At 57.3% G+C, this 26,104-nt stretch carries 21 protein-coding genes and 1 pseudogene; 20 read left to right on the top strand and 2 right to left on the bottom strand.

Translation table 11 applies throughout. The annotated features are described in order from the left end of the window. The 6 genes from FKP33_RS23870 to FKP33_RS23895 all read left to right on the top strand — a co-directional run. A partial coding sequence (locus tag FKP33_RS23870; RefSeq protein WP_219996687.1) for a TCP-1/cpn60 chaperonin family protein occupies positions 1-342 on the top strand: 342 nt, incomplete at its 5' end. Between the two features lie 137 nt (positions 343-479). After that, on the top strand, positions 480-1,076 hold the full coding sequence (grpE, locus tag FKP33_RS23875) for a nucleotide exchange factor GrpE (RefSeq protein ID WP_054798018.1): 597 nt from the start codon (positions 480-482) through the stop codon (positions 1,074-1,076). Between the two features lie 51 nt (positions 1,077-1,127). After that, complete coding sequence (gene dnaK, locus FKP33_RS23880) at positions 1,128-2,957, top strand: molecular chaperone DnaK (RefSeq protein ID WP_141336543.1); 1,830 nt, start codon at positions 1,128-1,130, stop codon at positions 2,955-2,957. A gap of 84 nt (positions 2,958-3,041) precedes the next feature. Beyond that, a complete protein-coding gene (gene dnaJ / locus FKP33_RS23885; RefSeq protein ID WP_141336544.1) occupies positions 3,042-4,169 on the top strand; it encodes a molecular chaperone DnaJ in 1,128 nt (375 codons plus the stop codon). A 157-nt stretch (positions 4,170-4,326) separates the two neighbouring features. Beyond that, on the top strand, positions 4,327-4,479 hold the full coding sequence (locus FKP33_RS23890) for a YfhD family protein (RefSeq protein ID WP_127606891.1): 153 nt from the start codon (positions 4,327-4,329) through the stop codon (positions 4,477-4,479). Positions 4,480-4,527: 48 nt separating this feature from the next. Further along, positions 4,528-4,923 (top strand): hypothetical protein, encoded by a 396-nt coding sequence (locus FKP33_RS23895; protein ID WP_054798016.1) that lies wholly within the window; start codon positions 4,528-4,530, stop codon positions 4,921-4,923. A gap of 52 nt (positions 4,924-4,975) precedes the next feature. Here the strand turns inward: FKP33_RS23895 and FKP33_RS23900 are convergent, their stop codons facing one another. Together FKP33_RS23900 and FKP33_RS23905 are read right to left on the bottom strand one after the other, a co-directional pair. After that, a complete protein-coding gene (locus tag FKP33_RS23900; protein WP_141336545.1) occupies positions 4,976-5,452 on the bottom strand; it encodes a CBO0543 family protein in 477 nt (158 codons plus the stop codon). A 21-nt stretch (positions 5,453-5,473) separates the two neighbouring features. Further along, a complete protein-coding gene (locus FKP33_RS23905; protein WP_141336546.1) occupies positions 5,474-5,947 on the bottom strand; it encodes a CBO0543 family protein in 474 nt (157 codons plus the stop codon). Between the two features lie 146 nt (positions 5,948-6,093). Here FKP33_RS23905 and prmA point away from each other — a divergent pair, with 146 nt between their 5' ends. The 14 genes and pseudogenes from prmA to FKP33_RS23975 all read left to right on the top strand — a co-directional run. Further along, the gene (prmA, locus tag FKP33_RS23910) at positions 6,094-7,071 is read left to right on the top strand and encodes a 50S ribosomal protein L11 methyltransferase (RefSeq protein ID WP_054798013.1); all 978 of its coding nucleotides are present in this window, start codon (positions 6,094-6,096) and stop codon (positions 7,069-7,071) included. 10 nt (positions 7,072-7,081) lie between these two features. Next, entirely contained in the window at positions 7,082-7,768 is a 687-nt protein-coding gene (locus FKP33_RS23915) for a site-2 protease family protein (protein WP_141336547.1), read from the top strand. An 83-nt stretch (positions 7,769-7,851) separates the two neighbouring features. After that, on the top strand, positions 7,852-8,652 hold the full coding sequence (locus FKP33_RS23920; protein WP_127606881.1) for a 16S rRNA (uracil(1498)-N(3))-methyltransferase: 801 nt from the start codon (positions 7,852-7,854) through the stop codon (positions 8,650-8,652). A gap of 2 nt (positions 8,653-8,654) precedes the next feature. Next, a complete protein-coding gene (gene mtaB, locus FKP33_RS23925; RefSeq protein ID WP_054798012.1) occupies positions 8,655-10,055 on the top strand; it encodes a tRNA (N(6)-L-threonylcarbamoyladenosine(37)-C(2))-methylthiotransferase MtaB in 1,401 nt (466 codons plus the stop codon). A gap of 17 nt (positions 10,056-10,072) precedes the next feature. Further along, positions 10,073-10,501, top strand: a complete 429-nt coding sequence (locus tag FKP33_RS23930; protein WP_141336548.1) for an NUDIX hydrolase — start codon at positions 10,073-10,075, stop codon at positions 10,499-10,501. Between the two features lie 2 nt (positions 10,502-10,503). Beyond that, complete coding sequence (gene deoC / locus FKP33_RS23935; RefSeq protein ID WP_054798011.1) at positions 10,504-11,187, top strand: deoxyribose-phosphate aldolase; 684 nt, start codon at positions 10,504-10,506, stop codon at positions 11,185-11,187. Between the two features lie 346 nt (positions 11,188-11,533). After that, positions 11,534-12,904 carry a class I SAM-dependent rRNA methyltransferase gene (locus FKP33_RS23940; RefSeq protein WP_141336554.1) on the top strand — a complete coding sequence of 457 codons (1,371 nt, stop codon included), beginning with the start codon at positions 11,534-11,536 and terminating at the stop codon, positions 12,902-12,904. A 35-nt stretch (positions 12,905-12,939) separates the two neighbouring features. Continuing rightward, entirely contained in the window at positions 12,940-13,527 is a 588-nt protein-coding gene (locus FKP33_RS23945) for a nitroreductase family protein (RefSeq protein ID WP_127606877.1), read from the top strand. A gap of 320 nt (positions 13,528-13,847) precedes the next feature. Beyond that, positions 13,848-17,531, top strand: coding sequence for a helicase-exonuclease AddAB subunit AddB (gene addB, locus FKP33_RS23950; RefSeq protein ID WP_141336549.1), 3,684 nt, complete (start codon positions 13,848-13,850; stop codon positions 17,529-17,531). Beyond that, positions 17,528-18,877, top strand: a complete 1,350-nt coding sequence (locus FKP33_RS23955; protein WP_306439396.1) for a UvrD-helicase domain-containing protein — start codon at positions 17,528-17,530, stop codon at positions 18,875-18,877. The genes addB and FKP33_RS23955 overlap by 4 nt, the downstream gene beginning before the upstream one ends. 583 nt (positions 18,878-19,460) lie before the next feature. Further along, positions 19,461-21,281, top strand: coding sequence for a reverse transcriptase domain-containing protein (locus FKP33_RS23960; RefSeq protein ID WP_181410261.1), 1,821 nt, complete (start codon positions 19,461-19,463; stop codon positions 21,279-21,281). A gap of 122 nt (positions 21,282-21,403) precedes the next feature. After that, a pseudogene (locus FKP33_RS23965) lies at positions 21,404-24,205 on the top strand (3'-5' exonuclease); the annotation flags it as partial. A 52-nt stretch (positions 24,206-24,257) separates the two neighbouring features. Further along, the gene (locus FKP33_RS23970) at positions 24,258-25,439 is read left to right on the top strand and encodes an exonuclease SbcCD subunit D (RefSeq protein WP_141336552.1); all 1,182 of its coding nucleotides are present in this window, start codon (positions 24,258-24,260) and stop codon (positions 25,437-25,439) included. Positions 25,440-25,475: 36 nt separating this feature from the next. Then, positions 25,476-26,104, top strand: a 629-nt coding sequence (locus FKP33_RS23975) for an AAA family ATPase (protein WP_141336553.1), incomplete at its 3' end; no start/stop codon positions are given.

The raw sequence follows: 26,104 nt of genomic DNA on the forward strand, positions 1-26,104 counted from the left end.
CATGAGCTTGAACGCTATCGCGAAACCGTGCGGGGCATGGAAGGTTTTGGTTTCGAAGCGGTTGCTCACGCGCTGCGCAAGCCGCTCTCGCAGATCGTCGTCAATGCCGGCTACAACCCGCTGGAGAAGGTCGAGGAAGTGAAAGCGGCGCAGATCGCATCCGCCAGCGACAAGCTTGGCATCGATTGCGATACCGGCGCCATTACCGATCTCGAGGCGCTCGGGGTCATCGATCCGGCCGATGTGAAGCTGCAGGCGCTGCAGGCCGCAGGAGAAGTGGCGTCCGCCGTGCTGCGCATTCATACCGTAATCAAGATGCGGCAGCCGCGCGAAGAAGATTAAACCTTTGTTATCCAACTGCGTTATGTAGGGTTTTGAGCCCGACTACGTGGTTAGACTAATATTTAAAAGAGAGAGCGGCGGCGCATATTATGGAATGGGCGCGGCCGCAGCCGATTCGGTTAAGGAGGTGACAGACATTGAATACGGAACAACGAGATCCGCAAAGCGGTGAACAAGCCGTACAAAACGAGCAAAATCAACCGGAGAGCGCTACATACGAAGCAGAGGGCGCAGAGACGGCGGAAGCGGGCACTGCGGAAGCTTCCGAACCCCAAGATGCTGTCCAAGCGGAGCTGGAGCAGGCGAAGAAGCTGGCGGACGAAAACCACCAACGGTTTTTGCGGGCCCAAGCTGATTTTGACAACTACAGACGCCGGACGCAAAAGGAAAAGGAAGATTTTGCGAAATACGCCTCTTTGAAAGTGATCGAGCAGCTGCTTCCGGTCATCGACAACTTTGATCGGGCGCTTGCAGCCAGCAAGGATAATAAAGATTATGACGCCCTTGCGAAGGGCATTGATATGACTTTCCGTCAATTGACCCAAATTCTTGCGACGGAGGGCTTAACGGCGATGGAAACCGTCGGCACCCCGTTTAACCCCGAGTACCATCAAGCCATCATGCAGGTGGAATCCGACGAGTACGAGGAAGGCATTGTGGTCGAAGAGGTGCAGAAGGGCTATATGCTGAAAGACAAGGTGCTTCGTCCTGCGATGGTTAAAGTGAGCTCATAGCATAAATCCGTTATATGACAAACTTTCGAAAACAAAAGGAGGCTTATCCTTATGAGTAAAGTTATCGGTATTGACTTAGGAACGACGAACTCTTGCGTCGCGGTTATGGAAGGCGGCGAAGCGGTCGTTATTCCTAACGCGGAAGGCAACCGCACGACCCCTTCGGTCGTCGGCTTTAAGAAAGACGGCGAGCGCGTCGTCGGCGAAACGGCGAAACGCCAAGCGATCACGAACCCGGATCGCACGGTTATCTCGATTAAGCGTCATATGGGGACGAACCATAAGGAAATTATCGAAGGCAAAGAATATTCGCCGCAAGAAATTTCTGCGATCATCCTGCAAAAGCTGAAAGCCGACGCGGAAGCGTACCTCGGCCAACCGGTCACGCAAGCCGTTATTACCGTTCCGGCTTATTTCAATGACAGCCAGCGCCAAGCGACCAAAGACGCGGGTAAAATCGCCGGTCTGGAAGTGCTGCGGATCGTGAACGAGCCGACAGCGGCGGCTTTGGCCTATGGTTTGGAAAAAACCGAAGACCAAACAATTCTGGTCTACGACCTTGGCGGCGGTACGTTCGACGTCTCGATCCTTGAGCTCGGCGACGGCTTCTTCGAAGTAAAAGCGACGAGCGGCGACAACCGTCTCGGCGGCGATGACTTCGACCAAGTGATCATCGACTATCTCGTTGCCGAGTTTAAAAAAGAGCACGGCATCGACTTGAGCAAAGATAAAGCGGCCGTACAACGGTTGAAAGACGCTGCGGAAAAAGCGAAAAAAGAACTTTCCGGCGTATTGACGACGACGATTTCCCTGCCGTTTATTACCGTGGTCGACGGCGTTCCGCAGCACTTGGAAGTGAACTTGACCCGGGCCAAATTCGAAGAATTGTCCGCGCCTCTCGTCGAGCGCACACTCGGACCGACGCGTCAAGCGCTTAGCGATGCAGGCCTGACGGCGGACAAAATCGATAAAATCGTGTTGGTCGGCGGTTCTACGCGTATCCCGGCCGTTCAAGAAGCGGTTAAACGCTTGACAGGCAAAGAGCCGCACAAAGGCGTGAACCCGGACGAAGTCGTGGCACTCGGCGCGGCCGTGCAAGCGGGCGTGTTGACGGGCGACGTGAAGGACGTCGTGCTGCTCGACGTGACTCCGCTCTCCCTCGGTATCGAAACAGCCGGCGGCGTGTTCACCAAAATGATCGACCGCAACACGACGATTCCGACAACGAAATCACAAGTGTTCACCACATATGCCGACAACCAGCCTAGCGTAGAAATTCACGTGCTGCAAGGCGAGCGCGCGATGGCTAACGATAACAAAACGCTCGGCCGGTTTATTCTGGGCGACATCCCGCCGGCGCCGCGAGGCGTTCCGCAAATCGAAGTCACCTTCGACATCGACGCGAACGGCATCGTGAACGTATCCGCACTGGATAAAGGCACGGGCAAGAGCCAAAAAATTACGATTACGTCTTCCAGCGGTTTGTCCGACGAGGAAATCGACCGCATGATGAAAGACGCCGAGGCGCACGCCGAAGAAGACCGGAAGCGCAAAGAAACGGTCGAAGCACGCAACCAAGCGGATCAGCTCGTTTACCAAGTCGACAAAACGTTGAAAGATCTTGGCGACAAGGTCGATCAAGGCGAAATTGACAAAGCGAACGAAGCGAAAGAGAAGCTGAAAAAAGCGCTCGAAGGTGACAACCTCGACGAAATCAAAGCGGCCAGCGAAGAGCTGACGCAAATCGTGCAGGCGCTGTCCGTGAAGCTGTATGAGCAAGCGGCTCAAGAAGCGCAAAACGCAGGCGGCGAGCCGCAGGGCGCGAAAGGCAAAGACAACGTCGTGGATGCGGATTTCGAAGTCGTTGACGACAAGAAATAATCCGTTCGCATACAACAAGTCCGGCTTGACCTTCTCAAGCCGGACACTTTCCTTTTTTTGCAGGCCAGGGAGTGGGAGTGAAGGATGAGTAAACGCGATTACTATGAAGTATTAGGGCTTAGCAAGGATGCTTCGCAGGAGGATATCAAGAAAGCTTACCGCAAGCTTGCTCGTCAATACCATCCTGACGTCAACAAAGCGGACGACGCGGAGTCGAAGTTCAAAGAAGCGAAGGAAGCTTACGATGTACTGAGCGACGAACAGAAGAAAGCGCAGTATGACCGCTTCGGCCACGTCGATCCGAACCAGGGCATGGGCGGCGGCGGATTCGGCGGCAATGCGGATTTCGGCGGATTCGGCGACCTGTTCGATATGTTCTTCGGCGGCGGCGGAGGCGGCCGGCGCAATCCTAACGCTCCGCAGCGAGGCAACGATTTGCAGTATACGATGACGATCGAGTTCAAGGAAGCGGTCTTCGGGAAGAAGACCGACATTCACATTCCTCGTACGGAAACGTGCGAGACTTGTCACGGCAGCGGCGCGAAGCCCGGTACGAAGCCGGATACATGCGGCGTCTGTCATGGTTCCGGGCAGCAGGAGGTCGTGCAGAACACGGCGTTCGGCCGCATCGTGAACCGCCGGGTTTGTTCCGCCTGCCAAGGTCAAGGGAAAATTATTAAGGACAAGTGCCAGACGTGTCACGGCGCCGGCAAAGTGAAAAAGCAGCGCACCATTAACCTGAACATCCCGGCAGGTGTCGACGACGGCGCCCAGCTGCGGGTAACGGGAGAAGGCGAATCGGGTACGCGCGGAGGTCCGGCAGGCGATTTGTACGTCGTGATCCGCGTGAAGCCGCACGATTTCTTCGAACGCGAAGGCGACGATATTTACTGCGAGGTACCGCTTACTTTTGCACAAGCGGCGCTCGGGGACGAGATCGAAATTCCGACGCTGACGGAGAAGGTCAAGCTGAAAATTCCTCCCGGCACGCAAACCGACACGTATTTCCGCTTGAAAGGCAAAGGCGTACCGCGTCTGCGCGGTTACGGCCAAGGCGACCAGCACGTGAAGGTGGTCGTCGTGACGCCGACGAACTTGAGCGATGAGCAGCGCGAACTGCTGCGCGAGTTCTCCCGGCAAAACGGAGAGAATACGCACGAGCAGCAGCAATCGATTTTCGAACGAATGAAAAAAGCATTTTTAGGCGACTGAATCGCCTATCCGAAAGCAGCCTGCGGGATTTCCCGAAGGCTGCTTTTTTCGTGAAGCGGGCCGCATATTCCCGTTAATAATGCGGACAATAGAAGCAGGTTCTTGAACCTGCACGGTGGACCCTGGGATGGATACCGACTTGAAAGGAGGCTGGACCATGGCGGAACGATGGAAAAAGGCGTTTCAAAAAAATCGATTGCCGATCGCGAAGAACGAGGACATCGAATTTTCTGCAGAGCTGGCAGATAGCGACGACTTGGAAGCGGAGGAACGCGCCGCGCTAGCCGATGCCAGACAAGAGCAGGAATAGCTGATGCCGGATCACGGCCGAAGATTTTGGAGAAATGAGGTTTGACATATGTCAGAGAAAGGCATCATGGCCTACTTTCGAACGACGGAGGATGCACAAAGCTGTGTGCCGAAGCTGAAAGCACTGCGTGCGGCGGAGGTGCAAATCGACCAGGTGGGGGAATACCCGGGACACGGGATTGGCGAAACGTTAAATCCGTTATCCAATAGCGATTTTCCCGGTTTGTCTTATTTAACTTTGGGAACGACAAGCGCGAATCAGGATGCACGCGTCCTGATGGCCGCCGACGTCGATGCAAGCGGCATGGCGGACGGCAGCAGGGAACTGCTAATGAACGATCCGGACGATATGACGCGCCGCAATGTGTTGTTGACGGTCGTGCTCGATGAGGCGGCCGTCGAGCAGGCGAAACGCGTGATCCGCGATGCGGGCGGCAGCGTCTGAAACGAAGCGCCAGGCTCACGGTATGCTAACGGCTCCCGGCATGAAGATTCATTCATGCCGGGAGCCGTTTCGCTTGAAAAAACCAGAGGCAAAACATTCGCGACAAATAAAATGTGAGCAGCAGCGTCAGCCACGTCCAATACCAGGCCCAATGCACATAATCGATGAGCGCCAGCCTGTGCTCGATCCATGCTTCCACGAGGGTCATCACGGAGGTATAGGCAAGATAGTAACCGATGCGAACCGGAAGGGAACGCCCGGAAGGGTAATGGACGTTAAAGACGGCACAAACGGCCGGGAACGCCAAATATTCGAATGTAAAGCTGGACCGGTTGTGCTCAGGAAACAATCGCACGGGGTATACGATCCACCCTTTTTCCACGACATACAGACCGGCAATCCAAGTGATCATCTGTTTGAACAAGAAGCCGGCGTGGGCTATTCGAGCTTTACGCTTGGGCACGCAGAAGATCAGCATCGAGATGCTGATGATCCATACGCACATAAGAACGATATATTCGACCATCATGACAACCGGGAGCTCCTCGGTTTAGTTGGCAGTCGGCTCTGATTTGAAATACCAGCCGCAGTACAAGCGAACAACGGTGAATTCCAGAAAAAGTCTAATCCAGGTCCAGTACCAGGAATAGCGCTCATACCGGATTAAATTCGAATAGGTGACGAGCAGCGCAACGATACCGGTTAATGCGGAGACGGCCAATGCGAGAGCGGCCAGGCGGGCGGACAGCGCTCCCTTCGGCTCATTCGCGATATAAAGCGCGCATATTAGCGGATACAGAAAGTATTCGGTCGTAAACAGCAGGTCGGTCGCTTTCGGAAATTCCCGCACCGGGAATGACAGCAGATGAAACTTGACGTGCAGCAGCGAGTCTAACCAGGTTAACGGCTGACAGGCGAGAAATGCCATAATCGCCTCTCGCCGCTTGGGCTTGGGGATCAACAGCACGATGGCGATCGCTCCAAGCAAATAAATAAGAGCTATGATCCATCTATCCTTCGTCATTACGGACCCGCCTTTACTGTGTGTTTGTTAGATTTAGCCTTTCCCGCACCGTTTATGTAAGAACCCGTCATTTTACCCGTATCCCTAATTGTTGTATACTTGTTCTTATGCGTGAAAATGGAGCAAATTATGGGAGGGAATACCCGGTGCGTTGGCATGAAATTACGGTATATACGACAGAAGAAGCGATCGAAATGATCTCCAATTTTATACACGAGCTTGGTGCCGGAGGCGTTTCCATCGAGGAATCAGGCACGTTGAACAAACCGCGCGACACGTCGCTAGGTCAATGGTACGAGCTGCCGTTGAACGATATTCCGGAAGGACGAGCGGTTATTAAAGGTTACTTTGCCGAAGGTTCGGATACCGAAGCGATCCTCCAGGAGCTGAAGCAATCCGTTACTCAGCTCGCGGAGTTTGATATTGATACCGGCGAGCCGACTTACGAGTGGAAGCTGGTCGACGACGAGGATTGGGCGAATGCGTGGAAGCAATATTTCAAACCGCTGCGCATTACCGACCGGCTGACGATTAAGCCGACCTGGGAAGAGTACGAGCCGCAGGCCGAAGAGATTATTCTGGAACTGGATCCGGGCATGGCGTTCGGGACGGGAACGCATGCGACGACGGCCCTCTGCCTGAAGACGATCGAGCAGGTTGTGAAGGAAGGCGACGACGTGATTGATGTCGGGACGGGCTCGGGGATTCTGGCAATCGCGGCGGCGAAGCTGGGAGCCAAACACGTGCTCGCACTCGATCTTGATCCGGTCGCCGTCTCCAGCGCGACGGAGAACGTACATTTGAACGGCTTGGACGATCGCATTACGGTGAAGCTGAGCGATTTGCTGCAGGTGATCAATGAACATCGGGCTGCCGGTGAAAGCACGGCGCTCGGCGTGAAGCTGCCGGTGCAGGTCGTGGTCGCCAACATTTTGGCGGAAATTATATTAATGTTCGTACAGGATGTGTACGAAGCGCTCGCCTCGGGGGGCTCGTATATTGTGTCAGGCGTTATCAAGAGCAAGCAGGACATGGTGCAGGACGCGTTAACGTCGGCCGGCTTCCATGTAACCGAGGTGAACGAGGATCAGGATTGGGTCGTGCTCGTCGCCAGAAAGCCGTAGGTGAGCGTCGATGGATTGGAGTAGTTTTCTGCCGTATCCGGTTGACGAACTGCCCTTCGTCTTTCTTGTGCTGCTGCTTGCCTTCACGGTACATGAATTTGCGCATGCGTATCTTGCCGACAAGTTCGGCGACCCGACGCCGCGCGCGATGGGCCGGGTGACGTTAAACCCGCGCGTTCATCTGGATTGGCTGGGCATGATCTTCTTTCTCATTGTCGGGATCGGCTGGGCCAAGCCCGTGCTGATCAACCGGGGACGATTCAAACACCCGCGCGCGATGGGTATCGCCGTGTCGTTCGCGGGCCCTTTCAGCAATCTTGTACTCGGGTTTATCAGCTTGGTGTTCGTCTACGCTTTTCACGCGTACGGCTGGCTTGACGGCATGAGTCCGGGGGTTTCGAGCGCCGTGCTGACGTTTTTGCACTGGATGGTTATTCAGAACATATTTCTATTCATTTTAAATTTGATTCCGTTCCCGCCGCTGGACGGCTACCGCATTCTGGAAGATGTGCTGCCGCGTCCCTGGGCGATCAAGCTGCAGCAATACCAGCAGTGGTTGTTCTATGCCGTGCTGCTGATGTTCTTTATTCCGCCGATCCGTGTGGTAACGCTCGGCCCGATTTTCGCTTGGCAGAACGACATTTTGGCCTTGTTCGTGGCTATACTTAAACCGATATTCGGACCTCTGGCTTTTTAGCGAAAAAACGTGTATGATGAAGGTTGACCGTTCTACGAACCTGTATAACGGTCTCACCTTTTTTTTGGAAAGCGATGGGGGTTATGCAGAGATATTTCATTCAGCCGGAGCAATTTTCCGCTGATATGGTTACGATAACGGGTGACGACGCTCACCACTTGATTCGCGTCATGCGGGCTAAAGCCGGAGATCGCTGTATCGTGAGCGACGGGGCGAACCGCGAAGCTGTTGTCGTGCTTCGTTCGCTCGAAGGCGGACAAGTGTCGGCGGAGGTTGAGACGGAGCTGCCGATGGACCGCGAACCAAGCGTCGACGTATGGATCGCGCAAAGCTTGCCGAAAGGCGACAAGATGGAGCTGGTGATCCAGAAGGGAACGGAGATCGGGGCAACCCGGTTCGTGCCTTTCACGTCGGAGCGCACCGTCGTTCAGCTGGACGGGAAGAAGGAAGGCAAGCGTCTGGAACGGTGGCAAAAAATTGCCAAGGAAGCGGCCGAACAGGCGCACCGCAACCGGATTCCGTCCGTCGACGCCGTGCGCGGCTGGAAGGAGCTGCTGCAGCTCGCCGCCGAGGCGGATGCCGCTTGGTTTTGCTATGAGAAGCAGGATGTTCAGGAGCTGCGAGCGCAGATTCGCGCAGCGCTTCAGGGGCGTATGGGCCCGGAAGCGGCGGAGACCGGCGGCACTCATGCCGCTGCTCGTCCGAAGCTGCTGCTGATCGTCGGACCGGAAGGCGGATTCAGCGAACGCGAAGCGGATGAAGCGGAACGCGCCGGCTGCCGTGCGGTCTCTTTGGGCAAACGTATTTTACGAACGGAAACCGCCGCCATGGTCGGTCTGACGTGTATTTTATATGAATCCGGTGAGATGGGAGGAGAACGGTAATTATGGCATCAGTCGCTTTTCACACCCTCGGCTGTAAAGTCAACTTCTACGATACGGAAGCGATCTGGCAGCTGTTCAAACAGGAGGGCTACGAGCAGGTCGACTTCGAATCGACGGCCGATATTTATGTGATCAATACGTGTACGGTTACGAATACGGGGGACAAGAAGAGCAGGCAAATGATTCGCCGCGCAATAAGGCGCAACCCGGAAGCGATCATTGCGGTCACCGGCTGTTACGCGCAGACGTCCCCGGCCGAAATTTTAGCCATCCCGGGCGTCGATCTGGTGATCGGCACGCAGGACCGGGACAAAATTTTGACCTATGTGAAGCAGCTGGAGCGGGAGCGGCAGCCGATCAATGCGGTCCGCAACATCATGAAAACGCGGGCGTTCGAAGAGCTTGACGTGCCCGATTTCGCAGACCGGACCCGTGCCTTCTTGAAAATTCAAGAGGGCTGCAACAACTTCTGCACGTTCTGTATCATTCCGTGGTCGCGCGGATTAATGCGCAGCCGCGAACCGCAAAGCGTCATCAACCAGGCGCGGATGCTGGTGGACGCAGGCTATCAGGAAATCGTGCTGACGGGGATTCATACGGGCGGATACGGGGAAGATATGGAAGATTACAGCTTGGCCAAGCTGCTTTGGGATTTGGACAAGGTGGAAGGCTTGAAACGGATCCGCATCAGCTCCATCGAAGCCAGCCAAATTACGGATGAGGTGCTCGAGGTGCTCCAGCATTCCGAGAAAATGTGCCGTCATCTGCACATTCCACTGCAGGCGGGCGATAATGACGTGCTGAAGCGGATGCGCCGGAAATATACGACCGAGGAGTTTGCCGCGAAGATCGAGCATATTCACCGCATTATGCCGGGTGTCGCGATTACGACGGACGTCATCGTCGGCTTCCCGGGCGAAACGGAAGAGATGTTCCGGAACGGCTATGCGTTCATGGAACGTATGGGCTTCTCGGAAATGCACGTGTTTCCGTACTCCAAGCGGACCGGTACGCCGGCAGCGCGGATGGAGGATCAGGTCGACGAAGAGCTGAAGAACGCGCGCGTGCACGAGCTGATCGATTTGTCCGAACGGATGCAGCTCGCTTACGCGCAGAAATTCATCGGCCAAGTGCTGGAGATCATCCCGGAGCGCGAGCATAAAGCGCAGCCCGGCAGCGGGATGATTATGGGCTACTCGGATAACTATTTGTCGGTTGTGTTCGAAGGCAGCGAAGACTGGATCGGGCAAGTGTGCCGGGTGAAGGTGACGGAAGCGGGCGTCAACGAATGCCGCGGACAAATCGTCGGCGCGCCGCAGCTGCCTGCCGTCAGCGGCTTGAAGAGAGCGACGAAGGCGACGGCAGAGGCAATTCCAGGACAAGCGGCCAAAGCAATCGTATAAATGGAAGGGTGTTGTCGATGAAGGAGATTTCAGCTGGCGGCGTGGTGTACCGAAAAGCCGGTGACGATTTGCAGGTGCAGATGATCCAAGACCGTTACGGGAAAATTACGCTGCCGAAAGGGAAAATGGAACCTGGCGAAACGATCGAACAAACCGCGCTCCGCGAAATTTTGGAGGAGACAGGCATCGTCGGCCGCATCGTGAAACCGCTCGAGATAATCACCTATCAGTTCAATTTGTCAGGCGTCGGGGTCGTGGATAAAGAGGTGCACTACTATCTGGTCGAGGCGACCGGGGGGACGCTGCAAGCGCAGGTGGAGGAAATTCGCGGCGTTGAGTGGCTGCATCCCCTCGAAGCGTGGCATCAGCAGACGCATTCGGGTTACGGCAACAACGATTCGGTATTAAAAAAGGCGCTGGACGCGCTAGGTTATGAGGTGGAGTAACGATGACGGCCTTTGATGTAAGCAAGCTGCCCGGGTATATCGATCATACTCTGCTGAAAGCGGACGCCGACGAACAAGCGATCCGCAAAATTTGTGAAGAAGCGCGTCAATACCGCTTTTACAGCGTGTGCGTCAACGGCACTTGGGTGCCTTTGTGCCGCGAGCTCCTGCAGGGCTCCGGGGTGAAGATCAGCGTCGTCTGCGGTTTCCCGCTGGGCGCGATGGAAAGCTCCGTGAAAGCGTTGGAAGCGGCGAAAGCGGCCGAGCAGGGCGCGGCGGAGATCGATATGGTGCTGCAGATCGGACGATTGAAGCAGGGCGATTACGCCGCAGTCCGCGAAGACATCCGCGCAGTCGTGCGTGCGGTGGAAGGCCAAGCGATCGTGAAGGTGATCTTCGAGACGGGCGCCTTGAACGAGGAGCAAAAGAAAACGGCCTGCCAGCTGTCGGTCGAAGCAGGCGCCCATTACGTCAAGACGTCGACAGGCTTCGGCCAGGGCGGCGCGACGGTGGAAGACATTGCCCTGATGCGTTCGTCCGTTCCGGATTCCATCGGCGTGAAAGCGTCCGGCGGCATTCGCGATCTCGAGACTGCGGTGCGCATGATTGAAGCCGGCGCGACGCGGCTCGGCACGAGCTCCGGCGTCGCTTTGATGCAGGGCAGCACCGGCGCGTCGTCCTACTAGGCGGGCGGGGCTATCGCGCTCTCGGCGGCCGGGGTGCGCCGATTGCACCGGCAGCATGCGTTCGCGCCGGACGGTTGGTGCTCCCTCTGAGCGTTCATCATGGAATAGCGGAACTCGGATGCTTGATTTGGGGCATCTTACGCCTGCACTTCATCAATAGCGGAACCAGGATGGCTTATTTGCGGCGAATCTCCCTTTTCAAACGAAATAGGAGCAAATAAGACACTGCAGTTCCGCTATTTCTTTGATAGGGCGTCCAAAAGGTCCAATAGCGTACCAAAGCTCCGCTATTTGTCGCGATTATTGGCCGCAGTCGGGTACACAGAGTAAAGGATGGGGAAGCATGATGGCGATCGTTTATTTACATAAAAAACGGAAAAAGCGGCTGGAAGAAGGCCACCCTTGGGTATACCGCACGGAAATCGAACGGGTGGAGGGCGAAACGGAGCCGGGCCGTCTTGTCGCCGTGCACCGGCATGACGGTCAATATCTCGCTACCGGTTATTATAATCCTGCGTCACAGCTGACGGTCCGGATCGTCTCTTACGAGCCGCTCGCCGAGCTGACGCATGATTGGTTCGCGGATCGCTTGCGGCATGCGAAAGCACACCGCGAGCGCTTTTTGCCGGAGGCCAGGTCGTACCGGCTCGTGTACGGCGAAGCGGACTTTATGCCCGGGCTGATCGTAGACAAGTTCGAGGACGTCCTTGTGGTGCAGCTGCTGACGCTTGGCATGGAGACCGCGCGGGAGGCGATTGTGTCCGCGCTTGTAGAGGTGATGCAGCCGGCGGGGATTTACGAGCGAAGCGACGTCTCCGTCCGCGAGCTTGAGGGCTTGGAACAGCGCAAAGGTGTACTGTACGGCGAGTGCCCGCGGCATATTGCGATTCGCGAGAACGGGCTGCTGCTGGAGGTGGATATCGTCGAGGGGCAAAAGACGGGCTATTTCTTCGATCAGCGGGAAAACCGGGCGGCCATCGCGCCGTTGATGCTCGGCTGGGGCAAACGCAGCGGCATTCAGACCGTCGACAAGCTGACCGACGACGGCACGCTCAGACGGGTGCCGGTCAATAAAAGCGGGCAGGAAGTAACGTTCCCCTATTGGGACGGAGCGACCGTTCTCGAATGCTTCTCTCATACGGGCAGCTTTACTCTTAACGCTTGCCAATACGGAGCGAAGAAGGTAACCTGCCTCGACATCTCCGAGCACGCGGTAGAGACTGCGCGGCGCAATGTGGAGTTGAACGGATTCGGTGACCGTGTGGAGTTCGTAGTGGCCGATGCGTTCGATTATTTGCGCGAGCAAGTGCGCGGGATCGAGCAGCGTCAGGAACGGGGGCAGGCCGACCGCCGCAAAGTCGATACGTCGGTTAAGCTGGAGGCTAAGGGGCGGACGTGGGACGTCGTCATTCTGGACCCTCCGGCGTTCGCCAAATCGCGGAGCGCGGTGGAAGGCGCATGCCGAGGCTATAAAGACATCAACCTGCACGGGATGAAGCTGGTGAACGAGGGCGGATATTTGGTTACGGCGAGCTGCTCCTATCACATGAAGCCGGATTTGTTCCTGGAGACGATTCATGCGGCGGCCCGCGACGCGGGCAAGACGCTGCGCCTTGTCGATTTTCGGGCGGCGGGCAAGGATCATCCGCGCATTCTGGGCGTGGATGAAGGACATTATTTGAAGTTTGCCATATTTGAGGTAACGACGAGAGTATAGGCAGCGATCACTCACAATGGGGAGGAGTGGAAGACATGGATGTGTTTAAAGCGATTCGCGAAAGGCGCACGATCGGTCGTGTGAAAGACATAGCGGTGCCCCGCGAACAGATCGAGCAGCTGTTGGAAGCGGGCAATTGGGCGCCCAGCCATCATGCGACGGAGCCTTGGCGCTTCTTTGTGCTGACGGGGAATGGACGGCACATTCTGGGCGAAGCCTACGCCGACATTGCGGAGCAAACGCAAAGTCCGGCCAAGTTGGCGCCGGAAGAAAGGGAAGCGTTCCGCGCGAAGCATGCGGCTAAAGCGTTCCGGTCGCCGGTGGTGATTGCGGTCGCCGTTTCGCCTTCGGCGGAGAAGGGCGTCAGCCGCATCGAGGAATTCGCAGCCGCCCACGCGGCCGTGCAAAATATGCTGCTTGCCGCGCATGCGCTCGGGCTCGGGGCGATCTGGCGCTCGGGCGAGCCGATGTATCATCCGCGCATGCAGCAAGCGTTCGGCTTAACCGGCGACGAAGCGCTCGTCGGGCTGTTGTACGTCGGGCAGCCGGCTATGCCGCAGCCGGAAGGAAAGCGCCGTCCGGTCGCCGATAAGACGCGGTGGATTACCGAACATCTGACCTAAGTCATGTTCACCGTTCCGATTTATTTCGAACAGCCTGATGCAATCCGTGCGTCAGGCTGTTCTTCGTATACGCCCAGCGAAGGCGTTATCCGAAAAGGGGAGAGGAAAGCAATGCGTTCGCGCGAAGAGCAGCGGCAGGAGGGTGGAAATCCCAAACCGGGAGGCGGCGTGCGTTGCCCGGTTTACGTCAGGAACGTGTGTTCTTATTTCTCGATATATGATATAATGTACCAGAACCTACCTTTTACCTGAACTACGGTTTCTTTGGTAGAATAGTAGAGTTAAGGACAAGGTGCGGTGTGGGAAGAGGAGGAGCTAACATGGCGTTTCGATTCGTGCTTGGGCGTGCGGGCAGCGGCAAGACAACGCTGTGCCTGAACGAAATTAAACAGAGACTGAAGGCGGAGCCGCAGGGGCCTCCGCTCATCTGGCTCGTGCCGGAGCAGGCGACGTTCCAGGCGGAGTACGCTTTGATCTCGGTGCCGGAGCTTGGCGGGACGCTTCGGGCGCAGGTGCTCAGCTTCCGGCGTCTGGCCTGGCGCGTGATGCAGGAAGTGGGCGGTACGGCGCGGCTGCCGATTGACGAAACGGGCAAGAAGCTGCTGCTTCACCGCATTTTACATAAACAACGGGATCGTTTGAAACGGCTGCATACGGCTGCGGACCAAATGGGGTATTTGGATCATGTCAATCAATTGTTTACCGAATTTAAAAGGTATGGCGTGACGTCGGCGGATTTCGGCCGTTTTTATCGGGAGCGGTTTGCGGCGGGAGCCGGGCCGACAGGATCGCTCGCTGACAAGCTGCATGACCTGCAGAGCGTGTATGCCGAATTTGAGGAGGAGCTGTCCCGGCTTTATTTGGACGGGGAAGATTATCTGACGCTGCTCGCCAGACAGATCGGCGAATCGTCCTACATCCGCGAGGCGGTTTGTTGGATCGACGGTTTTCACGGTTTTACACCGCAGGAAGCCGCCGTGATCGAGCAGCTTGCCGTGCATGCAGAGGATGTGACGCTCACGCTGAGCTTAAACCGGCCGTACCGGGACGGGAAGGAGCTGCAGGAGCTCGACTTGTTCCATCCGACGGCGCGGACGATGGTTCAGCTGCGGCGCAGGCTTGACGAGCTGGGGATTGCCGTCCGGGAGCCGGAAGTGCTGCCGGCGGCGCCGCCGGCCCGGTTTCGCGCCAACCCGATGCTCGCGCACATGGAGGCGCACTGGGGCAGCCGGATGAAGCAGGCGTACCGCATGTCGCCGGAAGAGCGAGAAGGCGCGGCATTGCGTGTTACGGCAGCCGTTCACCGCAGGGCCGAAGTGGAGGGACTGGCGCGGGACATCCGGAGCCTGGTGCGGGAAGAGGGGATGCGCTGGCGCGACATCGCCGTCTCCGTACGCAACATCGAGGCTTACGGCGATTTGATCGCCGGAACGTTTGCGGACTTCGGCATCCCTTTGTTTTTCGACCAGAAGCGGTCGGTGCTGCATCATCCGCTTGTTGAATTCATCCGTTCCGCGCTGGAAGTTGCCCGGCTTCATTGGAAATATGATGCGGTGTTCCGCTGTGTGAAGACGGGGTTCTTGACACCGCTGCCGAATACCGGCGGCGGGGAGGGCGAGGCGCCGCAGCTCCAAGTCGGCCGCTATGCGTTCGATCAGCTGGAAAACTACGTGCTGGCTTTCGGGATTCAAGGCTCGAAGTGGCGGGTGAACGCGGACTGGACGTACGTTTATGAGGCTTCGCTGGAGCAGGAGGAAGGCCGGCGCGAGGCGGATACGGCTTTTTTACGCCAAATCAACCGCTGCAGGAGGCTTGTGGCTGACCCTCTCGGCCGGCTGCAGGACCGTCTGCGCGAGCGGAAGGCGGTGCGCGACCGCGTAGAGGCGTTGTACGAGCTGCTTGAAGGGCTGCGAGTGCCCGAGCGTCTCGAAGCTTGGGGACAAGCGGCGCTTCGGTCGGGCAAGCCCGAGAAGGCGAGAGAGCACGCGCAAGTGTGGGATCGCGTGATCGATATGTTCGATCAGCTCGTCGAGCTGACGGGCGACGAAGAGACGTCGCTGGAGCAGTTTGCCAAGCTCGTCGAAACCGGCCTGGAAAGCATCAAGCTCGGGCTTGTCCCGCCGACGCTGGATCAGGTGCTGATCGGCAGTATGGACCGCACCCGGTCTGACGGCGTCAAGCATCTGTTCGTGCTGGGCGTCAACGAAGGGGTCATGCCGTCCAAAATCGTCGAAAGCGGCGTACTGACGGAGGCCGAGCGGCTGCGGCTGGCGGAAGCCGGTCTTCAGCTTGCGGAGGACAGCCGGAGAAGGCTGCTCGACGAATCGTTCTTGATTTATAACGCGCTGTGTACGCCCAGCGTCGGGTTGTGGCTCAGCTATCCGCTGGCTGACGAGGAAGGCAAGTCGCTGCTTCCGTCCGATGTGATCCGTCAGATCAAACGGTTGTTTCCGGACGTTCCGGAAAGGCTCCTGCTGAACGAACCGGCTGCGCAAACGACGGCTGGCGAGCAGCTCGAATTCGTGTCGCACCCGAACAAAGCGCTGTCCCTTCTGATCGTGCAGTTGAAGCAATGGATGCGGGGAACGCCGATCCACGGTGTCTGGTGGTCGGTGTACAATTGGTTCGCCCGCCAGCCTGAATATAGCGGCAGATTGGCGAGAATGATGGAGGCGCTGCAGTATACGAACCGGATCCAGCCGCTAAGTCCGGCTGCGAGCCGGCAGCTGTACGGGGACACGATCGAGACGAGCGTATCCCGGATGGAGCGGTTTGTCGCATGCCCCTACTCGCAATTCGTTTCTCACGGCTTAAGGCTGAAGGAACGGCGGATGTTTCGGCTGGAGGCCCCGGATATCGGGCAGTTGTTCCATGCGGCGCTCAGCCAATTCGCCGAACAGGTCGTCCGCGAAGGCGTCGACTGGGGCGGCATGACGGCGGCCGAAACCGAACGCCGTGCGGCACTCGTGATCGATGCGCTGACGCCAAGACTGCAGGGCGAAATATTGCTCAGCTCGAAGCGGTACCATTACATCGCCCGCAAGCTGAAGCAGGTGATCGCCAGAGCGGCGCTCATGTTAGGGGAGCATGCGAAACGGGGGCAGTTCCGTCCGGTCGGACTGGAAATCGCCTTCGGCGCAGGCCAGTCGATACCGCCGCTTCAGTACGAGCTGGAGAACGGCGTTCATATGAACCTGCGAGGCCGGATCGATCGCATCGACCGGGCCGATACGGAGCGCGGCACGCTGCTGCGGGTCATCGATTACAAGTCGAGCTCCAAGGCGCTGCAGCTCGGCGAAGTGTACTATGGACTATCGCTGCAAATGATGACGTATTTGGACGTCATTCTGACCCATGCCCCGCTTTGGCTCGGTACGGAAGCTCAGCCTGCGGGGGTCCTGTACTTCCACGTGCACAATCCGCTGCTGAACGTCAAGAATGCGATCAGCGCCGAGCAAATCGAGAAAGAAATGAAGAAACGGTTTAAAATGAAAGGTCTTCTCACTGCCGATCCAGACACGATTCGCTTGATGGATAGCGGTTTGATCGGCTCCAGCGGTTACTCGGAGCTGCTTCCGGTTGCGTTGAAGGCGGACGGCGGCTTTTACAAGACGTCTTCGGTCGCAACGGAGGCGGAATGGAATACGGTGCGCAAGCATGTCCGAAGGACCATTCGCGATATCGGCACCTCGATGACCGACGGTCATATCGGGATCGAGCCGTTCCGTATCGGTACGGCGACAGCCTGTCAAGGCTGCTCGTACAAGCCGGTATGCCAGTTCGATCCGCAGCTTGCCGGCAATGCGTTCAAGCAGCTGCCTGCGCTCGGCAAAGAGACGGCGCTGGAGCTGATGGAGCGCAAAGCGCAGACTCCTGCGGGCGGAGAGAAGGCGCGGACGTTCCGCCCTGCGGCCGCACGCACGAGCCCGCTTGCGGCGCTGGAAATCGGACAGGAGCCTGAAGAGGAGTCGGCGGAATCCGAAGAAGGAGGGAATGAACGATGAAGATGAGCATACCCAGACCAGAGGATAGCACGTGGACGGACGATCAGTGGAGCGCTGTAGCGACTCGCGGTCGTTCCGTCCTGGTGGCGGCGGCGGCGGGATCGGGCAAGACGGCGGTCTTGGTCGAGCGCATCATCCGGCGCATAGCCGATCCGAACTCGCCAATCGACGTTGACCGTTTATTGGTCGCGACGTTCACGAAGGCGGCCGCTGCCGAGATGCGTCACCGGATCAGTGAGGCGCTTGAGAAGGCATTGACCGCCGATCCGGAATCGGAGCATTTGCGGCGGCAGCTGGCGCTGATTCCGCGCGCGTTTATTACGACCCTTCATTCCTTTTGTATGGAAGTGATTCAGAAGCATTACCAGCGTATCGGACTTGATCCGGGCTTTCGTATCGCCAATGAGACGGAAAGCGCGCTGCTGCGTCAAGAGCAGCTGGAGGAGCTGCTGGAAGAACGGTACGGCGAAGCGGCGGAAGGCGATCCGTTCTGGACTTTGGCCGACTCGTTCAGCGGCGATAAGAACGACGAAGGGTTGTTTCGCCTTGTGCAGCGGTTGTACGACGATTCGCGCAGCCATCCTTGGCCGGAGCATTGGCTGAACGAATGCGTACGCATGTTCGGGGAACGGCGCTTGGAAGATGATCATCCGTGGCTGTCCAGCCTCCGGGCTGCGGTACGGATAGAGCTGCAGGGCGCAATCGGGCTGCTGCGGGAAGCGATCCGGCTGTCCCGGACGCCGGGCGGCCCCGAGCCGTATTTGGCCAATCTGGACGACGACCTGACGGTTATCGAGTATTTGCTGGAGCTGTCGGAAGGACACGGATGGGAGCATTTGTATCACGCTGTACAGGGCGCGGGATTCGGCAAGCTGAAGCCGTGCAAGGGCGATCATTACGATAAAGAGCTGCAGGAACGCGTCAAGGAGCTTCGCAATGCGGCGAAAGACAAGCTGGCGACCCTCAGGGAGGAATGGTTCTCGCGCAGCTTGGAGCAATACGACGAAGAGTTGAAGCGAATGGCGCCTTTAATGAGCGCGCTGGCCGAGCTGGTCATGTCGTTCGGAGAGCGGTATCAAGCGGCCAAACTGGATAAAGGGCTGGTTGACTTTGCCGATCTGGAGCATTACTGCCTCCGCATTCTAAGTGAGGAGGGGGCAACCCCGGACCATCCGGTTCCATCCGCTGCGGCGCTGGAATACCGCGAACAATTCGAAGAAGTGCTGCTTGACGAATACCAGGACACGAATCGGGTGCAGGAAGCGATCGTCGCTTTGATCTCGCGGGAACGGCCCGGCAACCGGTTTATGGTCGGCGATGTGAAGCAGAGCATTGTGCGCCCATAAGGCGCATCAGTTTTCCTCATTAAGCGGAGGGGCTTCCAGGGTATCGAAGTCATGCCGCCCAACTTATCCAAAGGGGAAACCTGGCGGGGAGTGCAGCATGTTGGGAAAGTCGTAAGTTGGTGAGCTAACGCACCACGACTGAACGGCGAGGCATAAAGATAAGTACAAGGATGAAAGCTAAACTGCTTAAAGTCTAGTCTCAGCGGGCCCATGCTTGCCAGACAGGAAAGTTAGCTGCTACCTGTTATCAGCACGCTGACAGTGGATAGATGGAACGCTGTCAGACATCTCATATCGGATAAATGCTATAATATGAGATGATACCCAAGCTTCTCAAGTGCTGACGCACACCTGGACAGGTGGAAAGGACGAAAGGACCATCCGACAACTTATCGCGCTTGGACTGATGTGACTAAATGGGGATTACCTAAGTGAGAATGCCCGATATGGCTATATCCGAAGGGATTGAATATCTCATAAGGTAACGGAGTCTCCGTAGTAGTTCGAGATAGGGAAAGCCTGTCACATGGCGAAGGGAGACAGCTTGTCGGTATAAAATTTGCGGAAAGGAGCGCAAGGCTCCGTGAATTCTAGCGAAACTTTATACCTATTGACCAAGATATCCAGTGAGAAACCTGACTATAGATTTGATAGGGTATATCGACTTTTCTACAACACAGACTTTTACTTCCTGGCCTATAACAATTTATATGTGAATGACGGCAGTGGAACACGGGAGATCGATGGTGTGACCGCTGACAAGTTCAGCTTGGAGAAAGTCAACGCTTTAGTTGAGTCGATGAAAAACGAATCGTATCAGCCTAAACGGGTTCGGAGAACGGGTATCCCTAAGAAAAACGGTCAAAAACGACCGCTCGGGAATCCTTCCTTCCCGGACAGAATCATCCAAGAAATATGCAGGATGATCCTTGAGGCGATATACGAACCCGCTTTTGCAAATTTCAGTTACGGCTTTAGACCTAATCGCAGCTGTCACACGGCCCTCCACGAAGCCAAAGTTCAATTCAAGGGAGCGACCTGGTTCATTAAAGGAGATATTAATGGTTATTTGGATCATCTCTCCCATCATAAACTAATAGCTATCCTTGAAAAGAAAATAAAAGACGCCAAGTTCATCCGACTCATATGGAAATTGCTTAGAGCTGGTTATTTGGAAGATTGGAAGTACAACGGTACTTACAGCGGCACCCCTCAAGGCGGCCTTGTAAGCCCTGTTCTTGCCAACATCTATCTGGACTGCTTGGACAAGTGGTTTATCTCTTATAAGGAAAAGTTCGACACGGGTTCTCCGAAAATGAAGAAAGTTTCTACCGAATACAAGAAACTGGACATGCGGGTTGTTCGGGCTAAGCGGAAGCTGGAAGCTGCTGACGACGCAAGCACTCGCGAGACCGTGACTGAATTTTTTAAAGAGCAATCCGCTGTAAGGAATAATCTTCCATATGACGCATCGGATGAATCGGAGTTCAAGCGTATCAAGTGCATTCGATACGCCGGCGAATTTGTCATCGCGGTCTGGGGCAGTAAAGAGCACAGTGAAAAGATTAAACAGGATGTCAAGGATTTCATGCTTCGGGAATTGGAGATTGAAGGGTCGGAAGAAAAGACGCTCATCACTCATGCTGAAGCAGGGACTAAATTCCTTGGGCACATCATGAAGGTCAAAAGCGACTGGAATTTCAATAAAGATCAAACCGGCGCCAGAAAGAGAGAGGGGCAGGATCGTGTCGAACTCTATATGCCGGATGATATCGTCAGGAACTTCATCATCAAACACAAGATGGTTAAAGACATTGATGCCAAGCCATGGCGGATGCTCCACATTCCGTCCATCATCCATCTTCCCGATATCGAAATTGTTGCGTTATACAACGCACGCCTTCGAGGTTTATACAATTTTTACAAAATGGCTATGAATGTGAGCACGTACATGCGGCAATTGCGGTATGTTATGGAATACAGCTGTTTGGCGACCCTTGCCAACAAGCATAAGTCCAGTATCGCTAAAATAAAGCGGAAGTTCGCTGTTGATAAGAATTGGGGCATTCCTTACGAAACGAAAACAGGTCTAACCAAGACTCTCTTTTTCTATAAGGACGGATTTTCAAGGGCCAAGGCTCCCTATACGTTGTCTGACCCGGACCTTCATCCCCGTCTAATGCCTTTCTTCAACAATGCTGCGAGCTTACTCGATCGGCTGCGTGCCGGTCAGTGCGAGCTCTGCGGTACAAACGACTTCAGGCTTGACTACGAAGTACATCACATGAATAAACCCATTAACCTCGGGGGCAAAGAGATACGGGAACGAATGAGGATCGGCAAGAACCGGATCATGCTTATCGTTTGTCCGGAATGTCATCATAATATCCATCAGGGTTACTAGGAATCTAGGGTCGAGATGACAAGTGGCGAGCCGTATACCCGGAGACGGGTACGTACGGTTCTGAGGGGAGTTCTTCGAAACCTGTCACAGCAATGTGACAAGGCGCGGGGTTCTTACCCTACTACCGCTTTCGGCTGGCAGAGCCGGGATTGTTTCAGGAGAAGTATAAAAGCTATCGGGCGGACGGCAGCGAGCCGGGGCAGCGCATCGATTTAGCGCGTAACTTCCGCAGCCGGCGCGAGGTGGTCGACGGGACGAACTATATTTTCCGTCAGGTGATGAACGAGAGCGTCGGCGAGATCGACTACGACGCCAGAGCGGAGCTCGTCTGCGGCGCGTCCTATCCGGAGGACGGGGGCGACCGTGCGGCCGAGCTGATATTGATCGACAGGTCTGCGGATTCCCGTGAGGAGCCGGGCGCAGGCGCTTCGCCGGACGCGGATGCGGAAGGGCAGGAACCCGAAGGCGGCGGAAGCGACCCGATGTCGGAAGCGAAAGAACTCGAGACGGCCCAACTGGAAGGGCGGTACATCGCAGAGCGCATTCTTTCGATGATGGGAGCGGACGGCGGAAGCAAGTACCAGGTCTATGACAAAGGTGCGAAAGCGATGCGCGACATTGCGTTCCGTGACATCGTCGTGCTGCTGCGGGCGACCCAGCAGTGGGCGCCGGTGCTGATCGAGGAGCTGCGCCTGCGGGGGATTCCGGCTTATGCGGAGCTGAACACCGGTTATTTTTCGGCGACGGAAGTGCAGGTTGTGCTGTCGCTGCTTCGGATCATCGACAACCCGTATCAGGATATCCCGCTTGCCGGAGTGCTCCGGTCGCCGCTCGTCGGCTTGGACGAAGAGGAGCTCGCGCATATTCGGATCGGACGGCGCCACGGACCGTTCTTCGATGCGGTTCGCGCTTACATCGGCCGGGAATCCGCAAGCGGCGCGCATGAATCTGGGCAGGCTCGTCAAGCCGCAAGCGGTTCGGGAGATTGGCTTGCGGCGAATGGAAGCGGGAGCGGCGATCAGAGTCCAGCCGGAACGAGCGAAGCGGACTTGGCTGGCTGCGGCGCGGAAAGCGAGCAAAGTCTTGCGCAAGCCTCCAACGACATGTTCGTACCGCGTCCGGCGTTGCGGCACAAGCTTCAGCGGTTCCACGAGGCGTTGAAGACGTGGCGGCTGCAGTCGCTGCAAGGGCCGCTTGCCGATTTGGTCTGGGATATTTATCGGGAAACCGGTTATTTCGACTTCGTCGGAGGGCTGCCCGGCGGGGAACAGCGTCAGGCGAATTTGCGGGCGCTGTACGACCGTGCCAAGCAATACGAAGCGACGAGCCTTCGCGGCTTGTTCCGGTTTTTGCGGTTTGTGGACCGGATGCAGGAGAGCGGAGGGGACCTGGGAACGGCCCGCGCGCTTGGGGAACAGGAAGATGTCGTGCGGATTATGACGATTCATAAGAGCAAGGGTCTGGAATTCCCGGTCGTGTTCGTCGCCGGCTGTGCCAAGGCGTTCAACCGCCGCGAGCTGACCGATGCATTCCTGCTGCACAAGGAGCTCGGCTTCGGCCCGAAGCTGACGGAGACGGATACGCGTGTCAGCTATCCGACGCTGCCGTGGCTTGCAATCAAGCAAAAAATCAGGATGGAGTCGCTCGCCGAAGAAATGCGGGTCTTGTATGTCGCGTTGACCCGGGCGAAAGAGAAGCTGATTTTGCTGGGAAGCGTGCGCGGTTTGGAGAAGCTGCTCGGAACCTGGGGACGTTACGTCGGCCGCGATGTGCTGCCGCTGCCCGACGATACGCTGGCCTCGGCCCGCTGTTATTTGGATTGGATCGGACCGGCTCTGATGCGTCATCCGGACGGAGAGCTGATGCGGCAAGCGGTAGGAATCGACGAATCGCCGCATGCGATCGTGATGCGCGAGCCCTCGCGTTGGCGAATCGAAATTTTAAGCCAGGAGCGGTTCGCCGGAACAGTTCAGGCGGCGGCGGGGACGGAAGCGGCGAGCTCGGATCCCCGTTGGGCGTCGCTTGCCCGGCTGGAGCCGGTGGACGATACGGAACGCTGGGAGCGCGAAGTATGGCGACGGTTATCGTGGCGCTATGCGCATCCGGACGCGACGCAGGTGTTCTCCAAAACGTCGGTGACGGAGCTGAAGCGGCTTTCCGAGCACGACAAGCTGCTCGATCTGCTGGCGGAAGACGGGGCTGCTGCGACGGTACGCTGGGACGAGTTCGGCGAGGCTTTGTTCGGCGGAACGGCGAAGGCGGCACGCTCGTTGCATGCATCCGCTCCACAGAGCGAATCCGGCACAACGAGTGAATGGCCGGCAGCCGGCGCTTCGGGCCGGCGGGCTTCGGCTTACCGGCCTCTCATCGTGAGGCGGCCGCGCTTCCTGGAGCAGCGGGAGCTGAATGCCGCCGAGCGCGGATCGGTGTTCCACGCGGTTATGCAGCATATGCCGCTCGGCCGTCTTCCGCAGGAAGCGGATATCCGCGAAACGCTCGCGGATCTGGTGCGCAGGGAACTATTGACGGAGTCGCAGCGCGAGCTCGTCGACCCGCAGGTGATCGCTTCGTTCTTTCAAAGCGAGCTCGGCGGTCGCCTGCTGTCCGCGCAGCGCGTATACCGCGAGGTGCCGTTCAGCTTCGGCCTGCCCGCCAGGGATGTATATCAGGGAGACGAAGCCGGACTTGCCGAGGAGACGGTCATGCTGCAGGGCGTCATCGATTGCTTGATCGACGAAGGCGACGGTTACGTGCTGGTCGATTATAAGACGGACCGTTTAAAAGGAGCCTCTCCGGCCAGCATCGCGGAGAAATATCGGCTGCAGCTTCAATTGTACGCGAGAGCGGTTCAGTCGATTTGGAAAAAACCGGTGCACGGCACGTTCATCTTTTTGTTCGACGGCGCGCATATCGTGGAGCTTTAGCCCTCAGGGGCGAATGCCCGGATACTAGAAACGCGAAGGAGGAATGAATCCCATGCGGATTTTGCATACGGCCGACTGGCATTTCGGGCGAACGCTGGAGGGCCGCAGCCGGCTGTCCGAGCAGGAGGCGTTTGTCGACGAGCTCGCGGCGATCGTTCGCGATCAGCAGATCGATCTCGTCCTGCTGGCCGGGGACGTCTACGACTCGGTCAATCCGCCGGCGGCGGCGGAGCAGTTGTTTTACGAGGCGCTGGCGCGACTGTCCGATCAAGGCAGCCGACCGGTGTTTGCGATCGCGGGCAACCACGATCACCCGGACCGGCTGACCGCAGCCGCGCCGCTCGCCGGGAAGCTTGGCGTTACGCTGATCGGGCTGCCTGAGCCCAGGGTGCATCGCGTGCCGATCGCCCGAACGGGGGAGACGGCGGTTTTGTTCGCGCTGCCGTATCCTTCCGAATCGCGGCTCCGGGAACTGCTGACCGATGAAGCCGACGAGGCGGTGCTGCGTGCGGCTTATTCGGATCGCGTGCGCCACATCGCGATGGAACAGGCGAAACATTTCAGTCCGCAAACGGTCAATTTGCTGATGAGCCATTTGTATGTGCTCGGGGGCAAAGAAACGGAATCGGAGCGGCCGATCCAGGTCGGCGGCGCTTATACGGTGGATGCGTCGGCGTTGGCGGTCGGCGCCCGTTATGCGGCGCTCGGGCATTTGCATCGTCCGCAGCAGCAGCTGAGCGGCGATACGGTTATCCGGTACAGCGGTTCTCCGCTGGCATACAGCTTCTCTGAAGCGGGACAAGCGAAGTCGGTGACGATTGTCGACTTGAAGCCGGGCGGCGAGCCGGTGCTGGAGGAGGTGTTCCTCTCATGCGGCCGCCCGTTGGTGGAGTGGAAGGCGAAGGGCGGCTTGGCGGAAGTGTACCGCTGGCTCGATGAAGCGAAGGACGCGACAGCCTGGATCGATCTGGAGCTGCATTTGCAGGAGACGATCTCGCTCGAGCAAATCCACCGGCTGCGGCAGACGCGGGAAGGCTTGATTCATATCCGGCCGGTTTATCCGGAGCTGGAAGCGGAGAGCGAAGCCTGCCGGGCGACTTCGAAGCTGCCGATGGATGAGCTGTTCCGCCGTTTCTACGAACGGCAGACCGGCGGCGCGTTGCCCGAGCCCGAGCTGACCCGGCTGTTTCTGGAGCTGCTGTCGGATGAGCAGGAGGAAGAAGAATCGGCTTAACGCTTACCATAGATTGGCAGAAGGGAGGCGCGTACGATGCGTCCGATATTGCTGCAAATTGGCGGATTGCAAAGCTACCGCGAAGTGCAGGAAATTGATTTCGGGGCTTTGACCGGGGCGGGCGTGTTTGGTATTTTCGGCCCGACGGGCAGCGGCAAATCGACGCTGCTGGACGCGATTACGCTGGCGCTGTACGGCAAGGTGGAACGTGCGCCGGGCGGCACGCAAGCGGTTATGAACCAGGCCGAGGACACGCTTTCCGTATCGTTTACTTTCGAGCTGGCCACGGCTGGAGGAAGCGAGCGGTATCGGGTAGACCGCCAGTTTAAACGGAATGGCGAGCTGTCGATGCTCGGCAGTCTTTGCCGCTTGATTCGCTACGAACAGGGAGAGACGATCGTTCTCGCAGACAAGGCCGGCGAAGTCAATCAGCATGTCCAAGAGCTGCTTGGCTTGTCGATGGCCGATTTCACCCGCGCGGTTGTGCTGCCACAGGGGAAGTTTGCGGAGTTTTTGACGCTTGCGGGCAAAGACCGGCGGGCGATGCTGCAGCGGCTGTTTCACTTGGAGCCGTACGGCGATCGTTTGAGCGCGAAAACGGCCAGCCGCTATAAGGCGGCCGATGCGGCCGTCAAGGAGCTGCAGGCGGAGCAGCAAGGGCTTGG

It is taken from the genome of Paenibacillus sp. tmac-D7, assembly GCF_006519665.1.
Classification (GTDB): Bacteria; Bacillota; Bacilli; order Paenibacillales; family NBRC-103111; genus Paenibacillus_G; species Paenibacillus_G validus.

Excerpts from the sequence above, each read along its gene's own strand:
- mtaB (WP_054798012.1), top strand. The coding sequence starts at position 8,655 with ATGGCATCAGTCGCTTTTCACACCCTCGGCTGTAAAGTCAACTTCTAC.
- dnaK (WP_141336543.1), top strand. The coding sequence starts at position 1,128 with ATGAGTAAAGTTATCGGTATTGACTTAGGAACGACGAACTCTTGCGTC.
- FKP33_RS23930 (WP_141336548.1), top strand. The coding sequence starts at position 10,073 with ATGAAGGAGATTTCAGCTGGCGGCGTGGTGTACCGAAAAGCCGGTGAC.
- deoC (WP_054798011.1), top strand. The coding sequence starts at position 10,504 with ATGACGGCCTTTGATGTAAGCAAGCTGCCCGGGTATATCGATCATACT.
- FKP33_RS23955 (WP_306439396.1), top strand. The coding sequence starts at position 17,528 with ATGAAGATGAGCATACCCAGACCAGAGGATAGCACGTGGACGGACGAT.
- FKP33_RS23905 (WP_141336546.1), bottom strand. The coding sequence starts at position 5,947 with ATGACGAAGGATAGATGGATCATAGCTCTTATTTATTTGCTTGGAGCG.
- FKP33_RS23915 (WP_141336547.1), top strand. The coding sequence starts at position 7,082 with ATGGATTGGAGTAGTTTTCTGCCGTATCCGGTTGACGAACTGCCCTTC.
- FKP33_RS23945 (WP_127606877.1), top strand. The coding sequence starts at position 12,940 with ATGGATGTGTTTAAAGCGATTCGCGAAAGGCGCACGATCGGTCGTGTG.
- FKP33_RS23940 (WP_141336554.1), top strand. The coding sequence starts at position 11,534 with ATGGCGATCGTTTATTTACATAAAAAACGGAAAAAGCGGCTGGAAGAA.
- FKP33_RS23900 (WP_141336545.1), bottom strand. The coding sequence starts at position 5,452 with ATGATGGTCGAATATATCGTTCTTATGTGCGTATGGATCATCAGCATC.
- FKP33_RS23970 (WP_141336552.1), top strand. The coding sequence starts at position 24,258 with ATGCGGATTTTGCATACGGCCGACTGGCATTTCGGGCGAACGCTGGAG.
- FKP33_RS23920 (WP_127606881.1), top strand. The coding sequence starts at position 7,852 with ATGCAGAGATATTTCATTCAGCCGGAGCAATTTTCCGCTGATATGGTT.
- FKP33_RS23890 (WP_127606891.1), top strand. The coding sequence starts at position 4,327 with ATGGCGGAACGATGGAAAAAGGCGTTTCAAAAAAATCGATTGCCGATC.
- dnaJ (WP_141336544.1), top strand. The coding sequence starts at position 3,042 with ATGAGTAAACGCGATTACTATGAAGTATTAGGGCTTAGCAAGGATGCT.
- FKP33_RS23895 (WP_054798016.1), top strand. The coding sequence starts at position 4,528 with ATGTCAGAGAAAGGCATCATGGCCTACTTTCGAACGACGGAGGATGCA.
- addB (WP_141336549.1), top strand. The coding sequence starts at position 13,848 with ATGGCGTTTCGATTCGTGCTTGGGCGTGCGGGCAGCGGCAAGACAACG.